We start from the raw sequence: 17,010 nt of genomic DNA on the forward strand, positions 1-17,010 counted from the left end.
TTTTGTTAGTTCTTCGTTTTGATGCGGCCGCCCCATTTTTTAAAGCCGCCTTTTAAATTATAAATCTCACGACAGCCGTTTTTACGTAAAGTTTGCGCTGCTTTTCCGCTTCTCAAATTGTTTTGGCAATAGAGATAAACAGGCTTGTCAGGACGAATTTCATTTTTGCGCTGTTTTAGCTGGGAAAGGGGGATGTTTCTTGCCCCTAAAATATGTCCGCCATCAAACTCGTTTGGCTCCCTCACATCAATGAGTTGAGCTTTGCGGTAACCTTTAATAAATTCTTCTTCCGTCAGCGTTTTCATAATGCGCTGCTGATAAATGTAGCTGCCGACAGAATAAAGAACGAAAAGTCCACAAAGTGAGAGGACGATATAGTTGAACATTGACAATACAACTCGACTCCTTCTTGAGCATCAGCACAGTGGCCTGTCTGATGGTACGTTTTAGACAAATACTATTATAGTAAAGCATAAGAAACTTGTCATCATAAATGGTAAGAATTATTTTCAATTCGTTCCCTATTTGATAGACTGATGAAGAGAGAATATCGGTGGCCATGACCATCATCTAACATTGACTACGTAAAAGAGAAGGGATTTTTATATGCAAAAAGAGAAATGGTGTTTCATTGATACAGGAAATCAAGACCCTGCCTTTAACATGGCAATGGATGAAGCCTTGCTTTATTGGCATAGTGAGAAGCTTATCCCGCCTGTCATCCGCTTTTATGGATGGAATCCTGCGACATTGTCTGTTGGGTATTTTCAGCATGTTGAAAAAGAAATCAACATGGAAGCAGTCGAGCGCTATGGCCTTGGGTTTGTCCGCAGACCGACTGGAGGGCGGGGGGTTCTTCATGATCAGGAGCTGACCTACAGCGTAATTGTGTCAGAAGAACATCCAGAAATGCCGGCGACGGTGACAGAGGCGTACCGCGTCATTTCAGAAGGCATTTTAGAGGGCTTTAAAGAACTGGGACTCGATGCGTATTTTGCCATTCCTCGAACAGATAAAGAAAAAGAAAGCTTAAAAAATCCAAGATCGTCTGTATGCTTTGATGCCCCTTCCTGGTACGAGCTTGTCGTAGAAGGCAGAAAGGTAGCAGGCAGTGCTCAAACGAGACAAAAAGGAGTGATCCTCCAGCACGGCTCCATCTTAATTGACCTTGATGAGGACAAACTGTTCGATTTATTTCTATATCCAAACGACCGTGTGAGAGAGCGGATGCAGAGAAGCTTTAAAAACAAAGCGGTCGCCATCAATGAAATCTCAGACCGAACTTGTACAATAGATGATGCGCGTGTGGCGTTTAAACGAGGATTTGAAAAAGGATTAAATATTGAGCTTATGCCTTATGAGCTGACAGATGAAGAGTTAGCATTTGTCCACCATCTTGCCAAAACGAAATATGCCTCAGACGAGTGGAATTACAAGCGTTAGGACAAAGGACACTCCTTGTTTTTTAAAGGGCGATGGTGTAGAATTGTTATGATTATTAAGTAAAGGTGCATTATGGAGGGGTTTTATGACTACACCTAGTATGGAAGATTACATTGAACAAATATATATGCTGATAGAAGAAAAAGGATATGCTAGAGTCTCTGATATTGCAGAAGCACTCGCTGTCCATCCCTCCTCTGTAACAAAAATGGTTCAGAAGCTAGATAAAGATGAATACCTCATTTATGAGAAGTATCGTGGTCTAATTTTAACCCCGAAAGGCAAAAAAATTGGAAAACGTCTCGTATACAGACATGAACTGCTAGAGCAATTTTTAAGAATCATTGGTGTAGATGAAGAGAAAATTTATGATGATGTAGAAGGCATTGAACATCATCTCAGCTGGAACAGCATTGACCGCATCGGCGATCTCGTTCAATTCTTTGAAGAAAACGACGAGCGATCTGTTCAGCTGAAAGCGATTCAAAAGAAAAACGAACAAACAAATCAAGAATCTTAAGAAAAAGGACACCCATGCTGAGGGTGTCCTTTTTGATTAAAGTTCTAATTGAAAGCATATGCTCTTACACTATTAATAGCGTGATATCAAAGGGGGCTCCTTGATGAAGATAGATGGTGTGTTCTCAGGTGGAGGCATTAAAGGGGCGGCACTTGCGGGTGCCTATGAAGCGCTTGAAGCAAGAGGATTTCAATTTGTCCGCCTTGCTGGTACAAGTGCTGGAGCGATCATTGCTTCACTCATCGCAGCAGGCTTTACAAGTCAGGAGATTCGGGAACTTTTAGATGAAATGGATGAACATCACTTGCTTGATAGGAGATGTCAATTCATTCCGTTTAAAATGCTTAGGTGGGTCTCCATTTACTGGCGCCTCGGTCTGTACAAAGGCGACCGGCTGGAAAAATGGCTGACAGATGTGTTGAAACGAAAGGGGGTCACCGTATTTGGGGATCTCAAAAAAGATTCGCTGAAAATTGTTGCCTCTGATTTAACAAATGGGAAAATCCTCGTTCTACCAGACGACCTTCCTTCATACGGCTTAAATTCAGAGCGCTTTTCTGTTGCGAGGGCAATCCGGATGAGTTGCAGTCTGCCGTATTTTTTCGAGCCTGTCAAACTAAAGTCATCAAAAGGCATTTGTACCATTGTGGATGGAGGCGTGCTTAGCAATTTTCCAATTTGGTTGTTTGCCGAAGAGAAAAAAAGACCATTCGTCGGTGTCACATTAACCCCAAACGAAAAAGAACGCCCCCAACACTCCATCCGCAATGCGTTTGAACTGTTTGGCGCTCTTTTTGAAACGATGCGTGGTGCTCATGACGAAAGACACATTGCCACAAAACACGAACGTCATGTTATTTTTATTCCTGTAGAACACGTCATTGCCACAGATTTTCAGCTAATGACAGAAAAGAAAAAGGCGCTCGTCGATCTAGGCAGACAGAAGGCCGAGCAATTTTTAAAAAGCTGGACATTTTAAAACAAAGCGCGATTCTTCTTTTTGTTTTTCTTGCCTTCAATCACAGTTAACTGTGTTTGGCTTTTCTTTTTGAGAAGGACGGGCTTAGACTTGTGGTCAGTCGGCACGCTTCGCAAATGAGTGACCCGATTTTTCATCTGGCTTTTCGTTTTTGGTTTAGGCTGCTGGTAGCGACGTTTCGATTGTTTGACTGCTTTACGATAAAGATTGCCTTCTGTTCCAGTTCTTCGATTCATCAGCCATCTAAATAGGAAGAACATAACCGCTCCAATGATCACAACTGATAGCAGCATTGTAAAAAGTCTGCCTGGATTCGTTGTGAGTAAATACACAAATCCCAAAACACCTAAAGCGAAAATAATGGTAAAAGCAGGATGTACTCGGCGATTCATAACTGTCCACCTCCGAAGGAATTTACCGGATTTATAAGTTAGATCACTTGATGAGCAGAATCTGACGCTTGTTTTAGAGACGCTTCCTCTAAACGAAGAAGTTCATTAAAACTTGCAATGGCTACCTCGACTTGATCGTCAGAGGGTTCTTTTGTTGTGAGCAATTGCAGCCAAAGACCAGGATAGCCAAGCACTTTCAGCACAGGCACTTCTCGGAGTTTGTTCGTAAGCTGAAGCACTTCAAATGAAATGCCGAGAACAACCGGAATGAGCGCCAAGCGATTCAGAATTCTCACCCATAAAGGATCTGTCGGTACGAGTAAATAGACGAACATTCCGACAATGACAGTGAATAAAATAAAGCTGCTACCGCATCGATAATGAAGCCGTGATTGTTTTTGGACATTTTCCACTGTGATGTCAAGATTCTGTTCATAGCAGTTTATGACTTTATGTTCTGCGCCATGATATTGAAATACCCTTTTAATTAAAGGGGTCATGGAAATAAAGTAAATATAGCCTAATAACAGGACCAGTTTAAAGAATGTTTCCACTGCGATTTGTGCGAAATTCCCTGAAAAGACGGGCCGCACAAGTTCAGCTAAAAAGACAGGTACTAGGGTAAAGACAAATTTACTAAAGAGAAGAGAGAGAACTCCGATCACAGCAATGCCGAAAATCATAGATAATTTCGAGCTTTTTTGTTCTTTTTCAAGAGTATGATCTTCTGAAGGATCTAAGTCATAGCGCTCGCTGGAGAAGTTTAAGTGCTTACTGCCATTTGCGCTTGCTTCAACAAGTGCAGCAGCACCCCTGACAAAGGGGATTTTCTTGAGAAAGGCGGTTCGTTTATTGGAGGTCCGGGGAAGCTTCAAAAACTCAATGGACTGATCCTTTCGCCGAATCGCTGTCACATAGTTCTTTTTACCTCCGAACATGACACCTTCGACAACTGCCTGCCCTCCATATGCTGGAGGTTTTGTTTGATTGGACATATTTCATCAACCTGCCTGTTTCCTGTAATTTACATGCTTTTCCTTATACCTTTATTGTACAGGAAATGAGGGGAAATCACTAGCTCACAGGTCGATTATCTACTAGAATTCTATCTACCTCTTTTTAGCCAGTATACCCTGTTATAAAAATTTTACACTCACGGATGGAATCCTTTTTATTCATGACATTTTGGACATACTACTTGCTGGAGGTGTTCACAAATGAAACGTGATGAAAAGAAAAACCAAGAAGAAAAAAATCAGGCTGTACAAACGTCATCGCTGTTGGCAAGAGCAGCTGCGACAGGCTTTGTTGGCGGTGTTTTTTGGGGCTTTATCGGGTTTCTGACCCATATGTTTCATTTCTCAGAGGTGAGTCCCAATATGCTCCTTCAGCCTTTTGTGCTCGGAGAGTGGAAAAAGGGCGGACTTGGTACTTTTATCAGTATTGTACTTTTAGGGGTTTTATCGATCGGGGCAGCCTTTATTTATTATGGGCTTTTGAAACGGATCAAAGGCTATTGGATGGGGCTGATATATGGCGCGCTTTTATGGCTGCTCGTTTTTTACGTATTTAATCCCATTTTTCCAGATGTAAAGCAAGTCCAGGATTTGCAGCAAAGCACCATCGTCACGACATTTTGTCTATATATTTTATACGGCATGTTTGTCGGGTACAGTATTTCGTTTGAATATAATGAATTAACGAGTCAAAAGCTTGCGAGGGCACTCGGGAAAAAGACAGAATAAAGTGTAAATCACCTATTCATATGATAAAATATTTTTGGAAACGAAAGGTTTCTAAGAAAAAAGAAACAGATCTCGATATAGATTGAATTAGGGTGAAGGAGTGGTTGTATGCCTCATTTTCTTGTGCTGAATGGGCCCAATTTAAATAGGCTTGGCAAAAGAGAGCCGGCTGTTTACGGAAGTAAGACGCTGACAGATTTAGAAACGGATTTGTTCCAGTTTGCAGAAAGAGCCAATATCCAGTTAACGTTCTTTCAATCGAATCACGAAGGAGATTTGATTGATGCGCTCCACGAGGCAGAAGATCAGTACGATGGAGTCGTGTTTAACCCGGGGGCTTTTACACACTACAGCTATGCCCTAAGAGATGCCATTGCAAGTATTTCTTTATCCGTTGTTGAAGTACATATCTCAAACGTTCATAAGAGAGAGGAATTCCGCCATCATTCTGTACTTGCTCCAGTATGCCAAGGGCAAATCGTTGGTCTTGGTTTAGAAGGGTATAAATTGGCGATTCGTTATTTAGTGAGTGAAGGGGGAGCAGTATCATGAAACTTGAAAAGTTAAGAACACTTTTATCTGAATTAGAGATCGATGGTCTAGTCATTACGAGCAGCTTTAATTTACAGTACATGACCAGCTTTACTGGCTCAGCCGGTCTCGCCGTTGTTTCAAAGGACCGGGCAGCTTTTATCACGGATTTCCGTTATACAGAGCAAGCGAAGGACCAAGTAAAAGGCTTCGACATTATTGAACATAAAGGAAACATCGTAGAAACCGCAGCTCAAACGGCAAAGGAATTTGGGATCAAACGCCTTGGGTTTGAACAAAACCATATGACATTTGCCACTTACCAGCAGTATGCAGGTAAAGCAGGTGATATTGAGCTTGTTCCGGTCTCAGAATCAGTTGAAAAGTTGCGCTTGATTAAGTCTAGTGAAGAGATTAAGATATTAGAGGAAGCTGCGAAGATTGCAGATCACGCCTTTGATCATATTCTCACTTACATCAAGCCGGGCTTGACGGAAATTGCTGTCATGAACGAGCTTGAATTTTTCATGAGAAAAGAAGGCGCTGAAGGATCTTCATTCGATATGATTGTCGCCTCAGGTGTTCGTTCAAGCCTGCCGCACGGAAGAGCGAGTGAAAAGGTGATTGAATCTGGTGATTTAGTCACACTCGATTTCGGTGCTTACTATAAAGGATATTGCTCTGATATGACAAGAACGATCGCTGTTGGCACACCGAGCGATAAGCTAAAGGAAATTTATCATATCGTATTAGAAGCAGAAAACGCTGGTGTGGATAGAATCAAGCCTGGCTTAACAGGAAAAGAAGCTGATCGCATCACACGTGACATCATTGAAAAGTATGGCTATGGTCAATACTTTGGGCATTCAACTGGCCACGGGCTAGGGATGGAAGTGCATGAAGCGCCAGGCCTTTCCTCACGATCAGAGGTCGTCTTAGAAAAAGGAATGGTCGTGACAGTTGAGCCGGGAATTTACTTACCGGATGTCGGCGGCGTGAGAATTGAGGATGATATTGTCCTGACAGCTGACGGCAATAAACGATTGACCCACTCACCGAAAGAACTTATCATATTATGATGGTGAAATGTAGGAGGATGACAAAATGATTTCAGTAAACGATTTTCGTACAGGCCTGACAATTGAAGTGGACGGCGGTATTTGGCGTGTAGTGGATTTCCAACACGTAAAGCCAGGGAAAGGCGCAGCGTTTGTTCGTTCGAAACTGCGTAACCTGCGTACTGGTGCTATTCAAGAAAAAACATTCCGTGCAGGCGAAAAAGTAGCGAAAGCTCAAATCGAAACAAAAACAATGCAATACTTGTATGCAAATGGCGACCAGCATGTCTTCATGGATACAAGTTCTTATGAGCAGCTTGAACTAAGTGAAACACAAATTAAAGATGAGCTGAAATATTTGCTAGAAAATATGTCGGTTCATATTGTGATGTACGGTGCTGAAACACTTGGAGTAGAACTTCCAAACACGGTAGAACTAGAAGTAGTAGAAACAGAGCCTGGTATTAAAGGCGACACAACATCAGGCGGATCAAAACCTGCAAAAACAGAAACTGGTTTAATCGTCAACGTTCCTTTCTTTGTGAACCAAGGAGATAAACTAGTCATTAATACATCAGACGGTTCATACGTGTCAAGAGCGTAATAAATGAAGAAAGACTGTAAACCTCGTGTTTACTGTAAACCTCGTGTTTACAGTCTTTTTTTATTGTAAAACATGTAAGACTCCCCAAAAGGCAGGCCTTCTCTCAATTCTCTCATTCATCTCTTTTCCTTCCTGAAAAACAAGACTACTTCCAGCTAGACAAGCATATAGTGTAAAAAAAGCTGGAGGTTCTATATGAAACAATTTCTCCCAGGTCTACATCCATCAGTCGCTGCGATGGCAGGCATGAGGTTTTTATCGGCAGCGATTGAACTGACGGCCGCCATCCTCATTTTAGTCACAAATGACGTTCGAAAAGCGGTTATCATCAATAGTATATTGGCGATCATTGGGCCGCTCATTTTTATTATCACGATGACGATTGGAATCTATCAAATCGCAGGGCAGTTATCCTATGCCAAGCTCGTCTTTATTTTCATTGGTGTCGTATTTATTCTTGTTGGGATCTATAAGTAAAACGGCTTGGCATAATTAACGTCTCCCATCATACATTTTAGAGAAGAAAAAAAGGAGGGGAATTCGTTGCGGAGTTTGTTGGATATTCTCCCGCACTCGATTGGACAAGAACTTAGACTGCTAAAAGAAGCAGAATGGGATCAAATAGAAGAAATCCGCATTCGCACGGATCGTCCTATTGAATTAATGGAAAGAGGAAAACCGCGCTTTCTTTCTTATCACACAACAGGAGAAGATGCGTCTCAGCTATTAGGTAGGCTGAGCAATTACAGCATGTACACACTTGAAGAGGAGCTAAAGCAAGGCTACATCACCATTTCGGGCGGACACCGGGTGGGACTTGCAGGAAAGGTGATCGTTGAAAACGGCATTGTCAAAGGATTAAGAGATATCTCTTCATTTAATATCCGCATCGCAAAAGAAAAAGTCGGGATTGCGCTTCCCTTTCTTCCCTATTTATATGACGAGCACTGGTGCAATACACTGATCATTGGTCCACCGCAAACAGGGAAAACAACATTATTGCGGGATATAGCAAGACTGGCTAGTACAGGCACAAAAGCAATTCCTCCTAAAAAAACAGGCATTATAGATGAGCGTTCAGAAATCGCTGGGTGTATAAGAGGGGTGCCGCAGCACCAGTTTGGACACCGGGTGGATGTGCTCGATGCGTGTCCAAAGGCTGAGGGCTTGATGATGATGATTCGGTCTATGAGTCCAGAGGTCATGATTGTCGATGAAATCGGAAAAAGCGAGGATGTGCAGGCACTATTAGAAGCGATTCATGCTGGGGTCACCATTATCGTTTCCGTTCATGGCTATTCACTTGAAGATGTGTATAAACGCCCATCATTGAAGCCGTTATGGGAGCTTCGAGTGTTTGAACGATATGTTGAATTAAATCGCAAGGACGGTCCCGGCACGATCGGGCGGATATATGACCAAGACGGACAAGAAATGAAATGGAGGCGGGGAGTGGACGTATGTTAAAGCTCATTGGCGCTATCTTGATTGTCGCGGCTACGACTTGGGGAGGGTTCGAGTTTGCCAAACGATATAGCGACCGGCCGAAACAAATTCGGCAGCTCCGGTTTGCGCTCCAGTCTCTTGAAGCTGAAATTATGTATGGTCAAACACCGCTAGCGCGTGCAGCAGAGCAAATTGCGTCGCAAGTAGGTCCTCCTGTGAATCGGTTATTTGAACAATTTGCAGAAAAGCTGAAAGTTGGAACCTTTTCTGCACGGCATGCATGGAATGAGAGTCTTGAGGATGTTTGGAAAAAAACCGTCTTAAAAAAAGGCGAATATGAGGCACTGAAGCACTTTGGAGAAACACTTGGCCAGCATGATGTCACGTCTCAGCAAAAATATATCAAGCTTGCTTTAGGTCATTTGGAATCGGAGGAGAAGGAAGCTGAAATCGCCCAAGCCAAAAATGAAAAAATGGTCAGAAGCCTCGGATTTTTAAGCGGATTACTACTGATTCTTTTATTGATGTGAGAGGAAGGGAGTCGAGAGCATGGGCGTTGATGTAAACGTCATTTTTCAAATTGCGGGAGTAGGCATCGTTGTGGCATTCCTCCATACGATTTTAGATCAAATGGGGAAAAAGGAGTACGCTCAGTGGGTCACACTGCTTGGGTTTATCTACATTTTGTTTATGGTGGCAACCATTGTAGATGATTTGTTTAAAAAGATTAAAGCCGTATTTCTATTTCAAGGATAGGGGAGGGCTTACAAATCGACATCATACAAATTGTTGGACTTGGTTTAATCGCTACTTTTTTAGCATTAATTGTCAAAGAACAAAAGCCAACCTTCGCCTTTATGCTTGTTGTATTTACAGGGTGTGTGATCTTTCTTTATTTAATAGATCAAATCTATGCCATTATCTCGATGATAGAAAAAATTGCGGCAAGTGCCGGCGTCAATATGAAGTATGTTGAAACCATTTTAAAAATTATTGGCATTGCCTATATTGCGGAATTCGGCGCCCAGCTGACAAAAGATGCTGGACAAGGCGCCATTGCATCAAAAATAGAGCTTGGCGGCAAAATTCTCATCTTGGTCATGGCAGTCCCCATTTTAACAGTCATCATTGAGACCATCTTAGGTATGATCCCGTCCATGACTTAATTGAAAAGAGGTGATGACAATGAAACGGGTGACAGCTGTTATGGGACTGATGCTTTTCTTCTGGCTGATCGCTCCGCACGCAGGCGCAGAAGAAAAAGAGCCTTTATCAAATGAAGCACCAGCAGCAGAAGAAGTGGCGACTGGACAGGCTGATGCACTTGAGCTTCATTCCATCAGTGACTTTTGGGAAACCATATTGGACGAGTATGGCGGCTTTCTGCCAGAAAGCCAAAAAGGAACAGTGAAGGAAATGATTGATGGCGATAAAGAGCTGTCTCCCCAGACATGGCTGAAAGCCTTTGTTCATTATCTTTTTCACGAGGTCATCGCAAACGGAAAGCTCCTTGGCACACTGATTTTACTCACCATCTTTTGTTCGCTTTTACAGCTTTTGCAGAATGCATTTGAACAAAGCACTGTCAGTAAAGTCGCATACGCACTTGTTTATATGGTGCTGATCATTATTGCACTCAACAGCTTTCATGTGGCGATTTCTTATGCAACAGAAGCCATTCAAACGATGACCAGTTTTATTCTTGCTCTTATTCCTCTGTTATTAGCACTGATTGCTTCATCAGGCGGGCTTGTCTCAGCCGGATTCTTTCATCCCGTTATTTTATTTTTAATGAATACGAGCGGCGTTTTTATTCAATATGTCGTTCTTCCGCTTATTTTTTTATCAGCGATATTGAGCATTGTCAGTACGCTGACTGAACAATACAAGGTTACCCAGCTTGCCCAGCTGTTAAGAAATGTGGCGATAGGCGGGTTAGCCGTTTTTTTAACTGTCTTTCTTGGCGTCATTTCTGTGCAAGGTGCATCTGCTGCGGTTACGGATGGTATCGCACTTCGTACAGCCAAATTTATTACCGGAAATTTCATCCCCGTCCTTGGCAGAATGTTTACAGATGCGACGGATACCGTCATCAGTGCCTCTGTATTACTTAAAAATACGGTCGGACTTGTTGGCGTCGCTATTCTCATCTCAATTGCCGCTTTCCCTGCGATTAAAGTGCTCTCGCTAGCCCTTATATATAAGCTTGCTGCAGCCATTCTTCAGCCATTAGGAGGCGGACCGATTATCAGCTGCCTTGATGTCATTTCTAAAAGTGTGCTTTATATCTTTGCTGCACTTGCTGTCGTGTCGCTCATGTTCTTTTTAAGCATTACCGTCATTATTACTGCTGGCAACCTGACCATGATGATGAAGTAAGGAGGGACACCTTTTGAGTTTTCTCACGGAATGGATCACAAGTATTATTCTCTTTATCTTATTTGCGATTGTCATTGATCTTCTACTTCCCAATTCAAGCATGCAAAAATATGCCAAAATGGTCGTCAGCCTCCTGTTGATTGTGGTGATGCTCAATCCGATTTTTGCTTTATTTCGGGCAGACCCTGACCAAATTTTCTCAGAATTGATAAAGGGAAAGGAAGAAGCACAGTCAGAAGAAATAAAAAATCAGATGAATTTAGAAAAAAAAGAAATACAAGCCTCTCAGCGTGCATATATTTTAAAGCAAATGGCTGTCCAACTAGAAAAAAGCGCAAAGGAGCCACTGGAGAAGGAGAGCTATGAAATGAAACACGTAGAAGTGCTGGCAGATGAAGAGCACCTGGATCAGAATATGGAGGCGGATCAATTTCGCATCAAAGCAGTTCTTTCCCCGCTCACAGGTGATGCTGTAGAAACGGTGGCAAAGGTGGACATTGATCTCTCCAGGCAAAAGGAGGAAAGCGCTGGATCTTCTAGCAAAGAGATCAAGAGGGTGAAAGAGACGCTTGCTGATGTTTGGAATACGAGTCCTGAGCACATTGCGCTGAACATTGAGGGAGGTGACGCAGCAGATCATGAATAACAAGGACTGGAAACAAAAGCTGAAATCATTCTTGCAGCCGCCTGAAAAAGGTGAAGGGAAACCAAAATTAACGAAGCACCATTACTTGCTGCTTGTATTCATCATCGGCGTATCTTTCATGTTAGTCAGTCAGATCTTGTCACCGCCATCAAGCAAAGAACAAGCTGCTGTTCCTGCTTCTAAAAAAACAACCTCACAAGAGCAGGAGGTATTCAAGCCGGCATCGTCAAGTAAATCAAAGAATTCGATTGAAGATGTGGAGCAAGAATACGAAAATCAGCTGAAAGAAATTTTAGAGACCATTATTGGCGTTGAGGATGTATCGATTGTGGTCAATGTAGACGCAACTTCTTTAAAAGTGTTTGAAAAAAACAAATCCAATAAAAGCACAACGACCGAAGAAACAGATAAAGAAGGCGGCGTGCGAAGTGTCACCGATCAAACAAAAGAAGAAGAAATCGTCATCATCAAAAATGGCAATGAAGAAACGCCAGTCATAGTGCAAACGAAAAAACCAGATATTCGAGGTGTTCTCGTTGTTGCTCAAGGAGTAGACAACGTTCAAATAAAGAAAACCATTATTGAAGCGGTTACACGAGTGCTTGATGTACCGAGCCATAGAGTGGCTGTTGCCCCTAAAAAAATCAAGGAGGATTCGGAATGATGTTAAAAAAACAAACGGTTTGGCTATTAACGATGCTAAGTTTAGTTGTCGTCTTAAGTGTGTACTATATCATGTCTCCACAAGGTGAAAATGCAGTGACAGTAGAAGAGATGAAATCAAAAGGAACGGAAGAGAAAAAGACTGAACCAGAAAAAGGAATGGAAAAAGGCGCTGATGAGAAGTCCACTGACAAAGAAACAAATGGTAAACAAGAGGATATCGAAACAAGCGGTGAAGAAGGAAAGGCTGTGTCAGAGCAAACAGACGATGAGCTTTTTACAACATACAGATTAGAGCTTGAAGATAAACGAAGCAAACAGCGTGAAGAGTTCAACGAAATCGTATCCAGTGATGATGCAACAGCACAAGAAAAAAGCGAAGCTTATGACCAAATGACAGCGCTTAGTGAAGCAGAAGGAACGGAGCGTCAGCTCGAAACCTTAATTAAAACAAAAGGTTATAAAGATGCGCTAGTGAGTGCAGAGGGAGATAAAGTGAGCATCACAGTTCGTTCTGACAAAAAATCAAAGTCCCAAGCGGCCGATATTATTGATATGGTCACAAAAGAAATGAGAGGTCTTGATAACGTAGCGGTCACTTTTGAGCCCTCCAATGAATAAAAAATGAACAGGCGCCCTTTGCCGTAAAGGGCGTTTTTTGATGCGGTTTGGCGCCCTCTTCAAGGTGCTCTCGCAAAGCGCTTCGCCACAATATTAGTTGAATTCATTGAAATCCTCCTGTAAGATGGTTATAGTATGTACTTTTAGTACTAGCCTATAAGAAAAAGATAAATCCATACATAGGGGTGCAAATCCATGTTAAAAATTGAAGAAATTCATGAACTGATTAAATTAATTGACGAATCAACAATTGACGAATTTACGTACGAAAACGAAGGTGCAAAAATCAAACTAAAGAAAAATAAAGAAGTCGTTCAGCAAGTAGCGGCACCAGTGGCTCCTGTCCAAGCAGCTCCAGCTCAACAAGCTCCTAAAGCACAAGCTCCAGCTCAGACCGAAGCCCCTGCACAAGAGGTAGCTGCGTCTGAAAATCTGCATAAAATCACATCCCCAATGGTTGGCACATTTTATGCTTCATCTTCACCAGAAGCAGATCCATATGTGACATCAGGTTCTAAGGTGAAGGAAAACACAGTTGTGTGCATCGTAGAAGCGATGAAACTGTTTAATGAAATCGAAGCAGAAGTAAAAGGTGAAATCGTCGAAGTATTAGCTGATAACGGTCAGCTTGTAGAATTCGGACAACCCCTCTTTCTAGTGAAAGCAGAGTAAGGAGTACGATCATGATTAAAAAGCTATTAATTGCAAACAGAGGAGAAATCGCAGTTAGAATTATCCGCGCTTGTAAAGAGCTTGGAATTGAAACAGTTGCGGTATTTTCTGAAGCGGATCGCGATGCGCTTCATGTTCAAATGGCTGATGAAGCATATTGCATCGGACCGACTGCTTCAAAAGATAGTTATTTAAATGTCACGAATATTGTCAGTGTAGCCAAATTAACAGGGACAGATGCCATCCATCCAGGATACGGCTTCCTTGCTGAAAATGCAGACTTCGCAGAGCTTTGCGAGGAATGCAATGTCATCTTTGTTGGGCCAACTGCATCAGCGATTTCCAAAATGGGAACGAAAGATGTCGCAAGGGAAACAATGAAAGATGCTGGCGTTCCGATTGTTCCTGGTTCTCAAGGAATTGTAAAAGATCTTGATGATGCTGTTTCAACAGCAGCAAGTATTGGGTATCCTGTGATTATAAAAGCAACTGCCGGAGGCGGTGGTAAAGGAATCCGTGTGGCTCGTACCGAAGAAGAGCTCATTAATGGTGTCACCATCACGCAGCAGGAAGCAGCGCAAAACTTTGGTAACCCTGGCGTCTATTTAGAAAAGTTCATTGAAGACTTTAGACACGTGGAAATCCAAGTACTTGCAGATCAGCATGGCAATACCATTCATTTAGGAGAGCGTGATTGCTCGATTCAAAGAAGAATGCAAAAGCTTCTTGAAGAAACGCCATCACCAGCGCTGAATGCAGACATCCGTGAGCAAATGGGTGAAGCAGCCGTAAAAGCTGCAGAAGCTGTTGAATACACTGGTGCTGGAACAGTCGAATTCATTTATGATTATAATGAAGAGAAGTTCTACTTCATGGAAATGAATACCCGTATTCAAGTAGAGCATCCTGTAACAGAAATGGTCACAGGTGTTGACTTGATCAAAGAACAAATTAAAGTCGCATCAGGTGAGAAGCTTTCTCTTACACAAGAGGATGTCGTATATGAAGGATGGGCAATCGAATGCCGTATTAATGCAGAGAACCCAGAGAAAAACTTCATGCCTTCAGCTGGTGAAATTAAAATGTATCTTCCGCCAGGCGGTCTAGGAGTACGTGTTGATTCTGCCGCTTATCCGGGCTATGTGATTCCGCCATATTACGATAGTATGATTGCAAAGGTGATCACATATGGTAAGACGAGAGAAGAAGCGATTGCGAGAATGAAACGCTCGCTTCAAGAGTTCGTCATTGAAGGAGTCTACACAACGATCCCATTCCATCTAAGATTGCTTGAGCATGAAACATTTGTGAGTGGTAATTTTAATACGAAGTTTTTAGAAACATACCAAATCATGAAATAATCACAGCTTTCGGAGGTGAATGATCGTGTCAGAAAACAATTTGCTTGAAATGAACCTTGATGAAGATCAATTGGGAAAAGTGCAAATTGCACCAGAAGTGATTGAGGTCATTGCTGGGATCGCCGCTTCAGAAGTCGAAGGCATTGCCGAAATGCGCGGCAATTTCGCTGCTGATGTAGCAGAACGCTTTGGTAAGAAAAATCACCGTAAAGGTGTGAAAGTAGATGTCTCTGATGAAGGCATCACAATCGATGTATATTGTGTGGTTGAATTTGGCCTATCCATTCCAAAGGTATCCACTGCTGTACAAGAAAATATCCGTCAAACTCTTTTGAACATGACTGCTTTAACGATTAATGAAATCAATATTCATGTCGTTGGTATTCAATTTGATACTAAAGCATCTGAGGCTGAAGTAGATCAAGAAATGTAAAAAAAGAGTTCAAGTGAAACCAAGGAGGCATTGCCTCTTTGGTTTTTTAAAGCCCATTTTTGGGTCATTTCCGAATAATAATGATCTCACACGTTGATTGAGTCGTTTTTCGTCACAGCTCGCATGGATCTTGGTGCGACCATGGTCAAAATATGTTATGATCTCTGTATGGCTTAACGACAAGCGGATAAAGTGGTTAAAGGAGTAAATAATGAAAAGAAGAACTGCAAGAGAAAAGGCGCTACAAACATTATTTCAAATTGATGTGAGCAATATTGATCCGAAAGAGGCCATTACACATGCGCTGGATGAACAAGAGTCAGATCCTTTTTTCGAGGAGCTGGTTTTCGGTGTGCTTGAACAAAAGGACAAGCTCGATGACATGATTTCACAGCATCTAGTGAATTGGAAACTCGATCGTATTGCAAACGTAGACAGAGCCATTTTAAGGCTGTCTGTGTACGAAATGGTGTATCAAGAAGATATCCCGGTTAGTGTCTCAATGAATGAAGCGATTGAACTGGCCAAATTATTCGGTGACGATAAAGCATCGAAATTTGTAAATGGAGTACTTTCAAACATTAAAAACGACCTAAAGCAGCAATAGGAGGATTCGACATGACAGCAACAATCATCGATGGGAAAGAAACAGCAAAAGAAAAGCGTGAGCAATTAGCAAAAGAAGTAGAAGAGCTAAAACAAAAAGGTGTCACACCTGGTCTTGCCGTTATTCTAATCGGTGATGATCCGGCTTCACTTTCTTACGTACGCGGGAAGAAAAAAGCAGCAGAAGCAATGGGGATGCATTTCCAGCTAGATCATTTAGATGCTTCTTTAACAGAAGAAGCATTGCTTCAGCTGATTGATCAGTACAATGCGAGCGATCAATTCCACGGGATTCTTGTTCAGCTTCCACTGCCAAAACATATTTCTGAAAAAGCCGTGATTGAACGTATTTCACCTGAAAAAGATGTTGATGGTTTCCATCCATTGAATATCGGGAAAATGCTCCTTGGGGAAGACACATTCCTTCCATGCACACCAGCAGGCATTGTTGAATTACTAAATAAAACGGGCGTCAGTCTTTCTGGAAAAGAAGTCGTTGTTGTCGGACGCAGCAATATTGTCGGTAAACCAGTAGGACAATTGCTGTTAAACGAAAACGCAACGGTTACTTATTGCCATTCAAGAACAACGAATATTTCAGAACATACGTTGAAAGCGGATATTTTAGTTGTTGCCGTCGGTCGAGCAAACTTTATTAAAGCTGACCAAATTAAAGAAGGCGCTATTGTGATCGATGTAGGAGTCAATCGTTTGGATACTGGAAAGCTTGTTGGAGATGTTGATTTTGAAGAGGCAAAAGAAAAAGCTTCTTATATCACACCAGTCCCTGGCGGAGTCGGTCCAATGACGATTACGATGCTTGCACACAATACGGTTAAATCAGCAAAACGTACATTAGCATAAGCTTTATCCATTCATCCACCTGCATGCTGCTGGTGGATGAATGTGCG

At 42.1% G+C, this 17,010-nt stretch carries 24 protein-coding genes; 21 read left to right on the top strand and 3 right to left on the bottom strand.

The genetic code is table 11. The annotated features are described in order from the left end of the window. Positions 1 to 5: 5 nt before the first annotated feature. Complete coding sequence (locus MHI11_RS07485) at positions 6 to 386, bottom strand: rhodanese-like domain-containing protein (RefSeq protein WP_034620482.1); 381 nt, start codon at positions 384 to 386, stop codon at positions 6 to 8. A 220-nt stretch (positions 387 to 606) separates the two neighbouring features. On the opposite strand from MHI11_RS07485, the gene MHI11_RS07490 reads away from it, so the two are divergent. The 3 genes from MHI11_RS07490 (at position 607) to MHI11_RS07500 (ending at position 2,942) form a co-directional block, all read left to right on the top strand. Next, positions 607 to 1,443 (top strand): lipoate--protein ligase family protein, encoded by an 837-nt coding sequence (locus MHI11_RS07490; RefSeq protein ID WP_044140984.1) that lies wholly within the window; start codon positions 607 to 609, stop codon positions 1,441 to 1,443. Between the two features lie 85 nt (positions 1,444 to 1,528). Continuing rightward, entirely contained in the window at positions 1,529 to 1,963 is a 435-nt protein-coding gene (mntR, locus tag MHI11_RS07495) for a transcriptional regulator MntR (RefSeq protein ID WP_003215946.1), read from the top strand. Positions 1,964 to 2,066: 103 nt separating this feature from the next. Further along, positions 2,067 to 2,942: a patatin-like phospholipase family protein gene (locus MHI11_RS07500; protein ID WP_044140985.1), complete on the top strand. Its 876-nt coding sequence runs from the start codon at positions 2,067 to 2,069 to the stop codon at positions 2,940 to 2,942. Here MHI11_RS07500 and MHI11_RS07505 read toward each other — a convergent pair. Beyond that, a complete protein-coding gene (locus tag MHI11_RS07505) occupies positions 2,939 to 3,334 on the bottom strand; it encodes an SA1362 family protein (protein WP_003215754.1) in 396 nt (131 codons plus the stop codon). The two genes, MHI11_RS07500 and MHI11_RS07505, sit on opposite strands and share 4 nt — an antisense overlap. A gap of 38 nt (positions 3,335 to 3,372) precedes the next feature. Then, positions 3,373 to 4,329, bottom strand: a complete 957-nt coding sequence (locus MHI11_RS07510; RefSeq protein ID WP_340960787.1) for a DUF1385 domain-containing protein — start codon at positions 4,327 to 4,329, stop codon at positions 3,373 to 3,375. A 222-nt stretch (positions 4,330 to 4,551) separates the two neighbouring features. Here MHI11_RS07510 and MHI11_RS07515 point away from each other — a divergent pair, with 222 nt between their 5' ends. The 18 genes from MHI11_RS07515 (at position 4,552) to folD (ending at position 16,963) form a co-directional block, all read left to right on the top strand. Further along, a complete protein-coding gene (locus tag MHI11_RS07515; protein WP_003215963.1) occupies positions 4,552 to 5,079 on the top strand; it encodes a YqhR family membrane protein in 528 nt (175 codons plus the stop codon). 108 nt (positions 5,080 to 5,187) lie between these two features. Further along, complete coding sequence (gene aroQ, locus MHI11_RS07520) at positions 5,188 to 5,631, top strand: type II 3-dehydroquinate dehydratase (protein WP_003215787.1); 444 nt, start codon at positions 5,188 to 5,190, stop codon at positions 5,629 to 5,631. Next, positions 5,625 to 6,689, top strand: coding sequence for a M24 family metallopeptidase (locus MHI11_RS07525; protein ID WP_170966016.1), 1,065 nt, complete (start codon positions 5,625 to 5,627; stop codon positions 6,687 to 6,689). The genes aroQ and MHI11_RS07525 overlap by 7 nt, the downstream gene beginning before the upstream one ends. A gap of 25 nt (positions 6,690 to 6,714) precedes the next feature. Further along, positions 6,715 to 7,272: an elongation factor P gene (efp, locus tag MHI11_RS07530; protein WP_003215497.1), complete on the top strand. Its 558-nt coding sequence runs from the start codon at positions 6,715 to 6,717 to the stop codon at positions 7,270 to 7,272. Between the two features lie 195 nt (positions 7,273 to 7,467). After that, a complete protein-coding gene (locus MHI11_RS07535) occupies positions 7,468 to 7,749 on the top strand; it encodes a YqhV family protein (RefSeq protein WP_044140987.1) in 282 nt (93 codons plus the stop codon). 66 nt (positions 7,750 to 7,815) lie between these two features. Continuing rightward, entirely contained in the window at positions 7,816 to 8,739 is a 924-nt protein-coding gene (spoIIIAA, locus tag MHI11_RS07540; RefSeq protein WP_044140988.1) for a stage III sporulation protein AA, read from the top strand. Next, positions 8,733 to 9,248, top strand: a complete 516-nt coding sequence (spoIIIAB, locus tag MHI11_RS07545; RefSeq protein WP_034661265.1) for a stage III sporulation protein SpoIIIAB — start codon at positions 8,733 to 8,735, stop codon at positions 9,246 to 9,248. Before spoIIIAA ends, spoIIIAB begins: the two co-directional genes overlap by 7 nt. 19 nt (positions 9,249 to 9,267) lie before the next feature. Continuing rightward, positions 9,268 to 9,474: a stage III sporulation protein AC gene (gene spoIIIAC, locus MHI11_RS07550; RefSeq protein ID WP_003153142.1), complete on the top strand. Its 207-nt coding sequence runs from the start codon at positions 9,268 to 9,270 to the stop codon at positions 9,472 to 9,474. Further along, on the top strand, positions 9,471 to 9,884 hold the full coding sequence (gene spoIIIAD / locus MHI11_RS07555) for a stage III sporulation protein AD (RefSeq protein ID WP_095117840.1): 414 nt from the start codon (positions 9,471 to 9,473) through the stop codon (positions 9,882 to 9,884). Before spoIIIAC ends, spoIIIAD begins: the two co-directional genes overlap by 4 nt. 19 nt (positions 9,885 to 9,903) lie before the next feature. Beyond that, the gene (spoIIIAE, locus tag MHI11_RS07560; protein WP_044140989.1) at positions 9,904 to 11,097 is read left to right on the top strand and encodes a stage III sporulation protein AE; all 1,194 of its coding nucleotides are present in this window, start codon (positions 9,904 to 9,906) and stop codon (positions 11,095 to 11,097) included. A gap of 13 nt (positions 11,098 to 11,110) precedes the next feature. Then, complete coding sequence (gene spoIIIAF, locus MHI11_RS07565) at positions 11,111 to 11,743, top strand: stage III sporulation protein AF (RefSeq protein ID WP_044140990.1); 633 nt, start codon at positions 11,111 to 11,113, stop codon at positions 11,741 to 11,743. After that, positions 11,736 to 12,407 carry a stage III sporulation protein AG gene (spoIIIAG, locus tag MHI11_RS07570; protein ID WP_044140991.1) on the top strand — a complete coding sequence of 224 codons (672 nt, stop codon included), beginning with the start codon at positions 11,736 to 11,738 and terminating at the stop codon, positions 12,405 to 12,407. Before spoIIIAF ends, spoIIIAG begins: the two co-directional genes overlap by 8 nt. Beyond that, positions 12,407 to 13,027, top strand: coding sequence for a SpoIIIAH-like family protein (locus tag MHI11_RS07575; protein ID WP_181462035.1), 621 nt, complete (start codon positions 12,407 to 12,409; stop codon positions 13,025 to 13,027). Before spoIIIAG ends, MHI11_RS07575 begins: the two co-directional genes overlap by 1 nt. Before the next feature lie 195 nt (positions 13,028 to 13,222). Continuing rightward, the gene (gene accB / locus MHI11_RS07580; protein ID WP_340960788.1) at positions 13,223 to 13,699 is read left to right on the top strand and encodes an acetyl-CoA carboxylase biotin carboxyl carrier protein; all 477 of its coding nucleotides are present in this window, start codon (positions 13,223 to 13,225) and stop codon (positions 13,697 to 13,699) included. Positions 13,700 to 13,710: 11 nt separating this feature from the next. Next, positions 13,711 to 15,060 (top strand): acetyl-CoA carboxylase biotin carboxylase subunit, encoded by a 1,350-nt coding sequence (gene accC / locus MHI11_RS07585; RefSeq protein WP_003215702.1) that lies wholly within the window; start codon positions 13,711 to 13,713, stop codon positions 15,058 to 15,060. A gap of 25 nt (positions 15,061 to 15,085) precedes the next feature. Further along, the gene (locus tag MHI11_RS07590) at positions 15,086 to 15,493 is read left to right on the top strand and encodes an Asp23/Gls24 family envelope stress response protein (RefSeq protein WP_034620383.1); all 408 of its coding nucleotides are present in this window, start codon (positions 15,086 to 15,088) and stop codon (positions 15,491 to 15,493) included. A 211-nt stretch (positions 15,494 to 15,704) separates the two neighbouring features. Further along, positions 15,705 to 16,100 (top strand): transcription antitermination factor NusB, encoded by a 396-nt coding sequence (nusB, locus tag MHI11_RS07595; protein WP_003216031.1) that lies wholly within the window; start codon positions 15,705 to 15,707, stop codon positions 16,098 to 16,100. 11 nt (positions 16,101 to 16,111) lie between these two features. After that, positions 16,112 to 16,963, top strand: coding sequence for a bifunctional methylenetetrahydrofolate dehydrogenase/methenyltetrahydrofolate cyclohydrolase FolD (gene folD / locus MHI11_RS07600; protein WP_044140995.1), 852 nt, complete (start codon positions 16,112 to 16,114; stop codon positions 16,961 to 16,963). The last annotated feature ends 47 nt before the right edge of the window (positions 16,964 to 17,010 follow it).

Source organism: Bacillus sp. FSL K6-3312, from assembly GCF_038007485.1.
Taxonomy (GTDB): Bacteria; Bacillota; Bacilli; order Bacillales; family Bacillaceae; genus Bacillus; species Bacillus pumilus.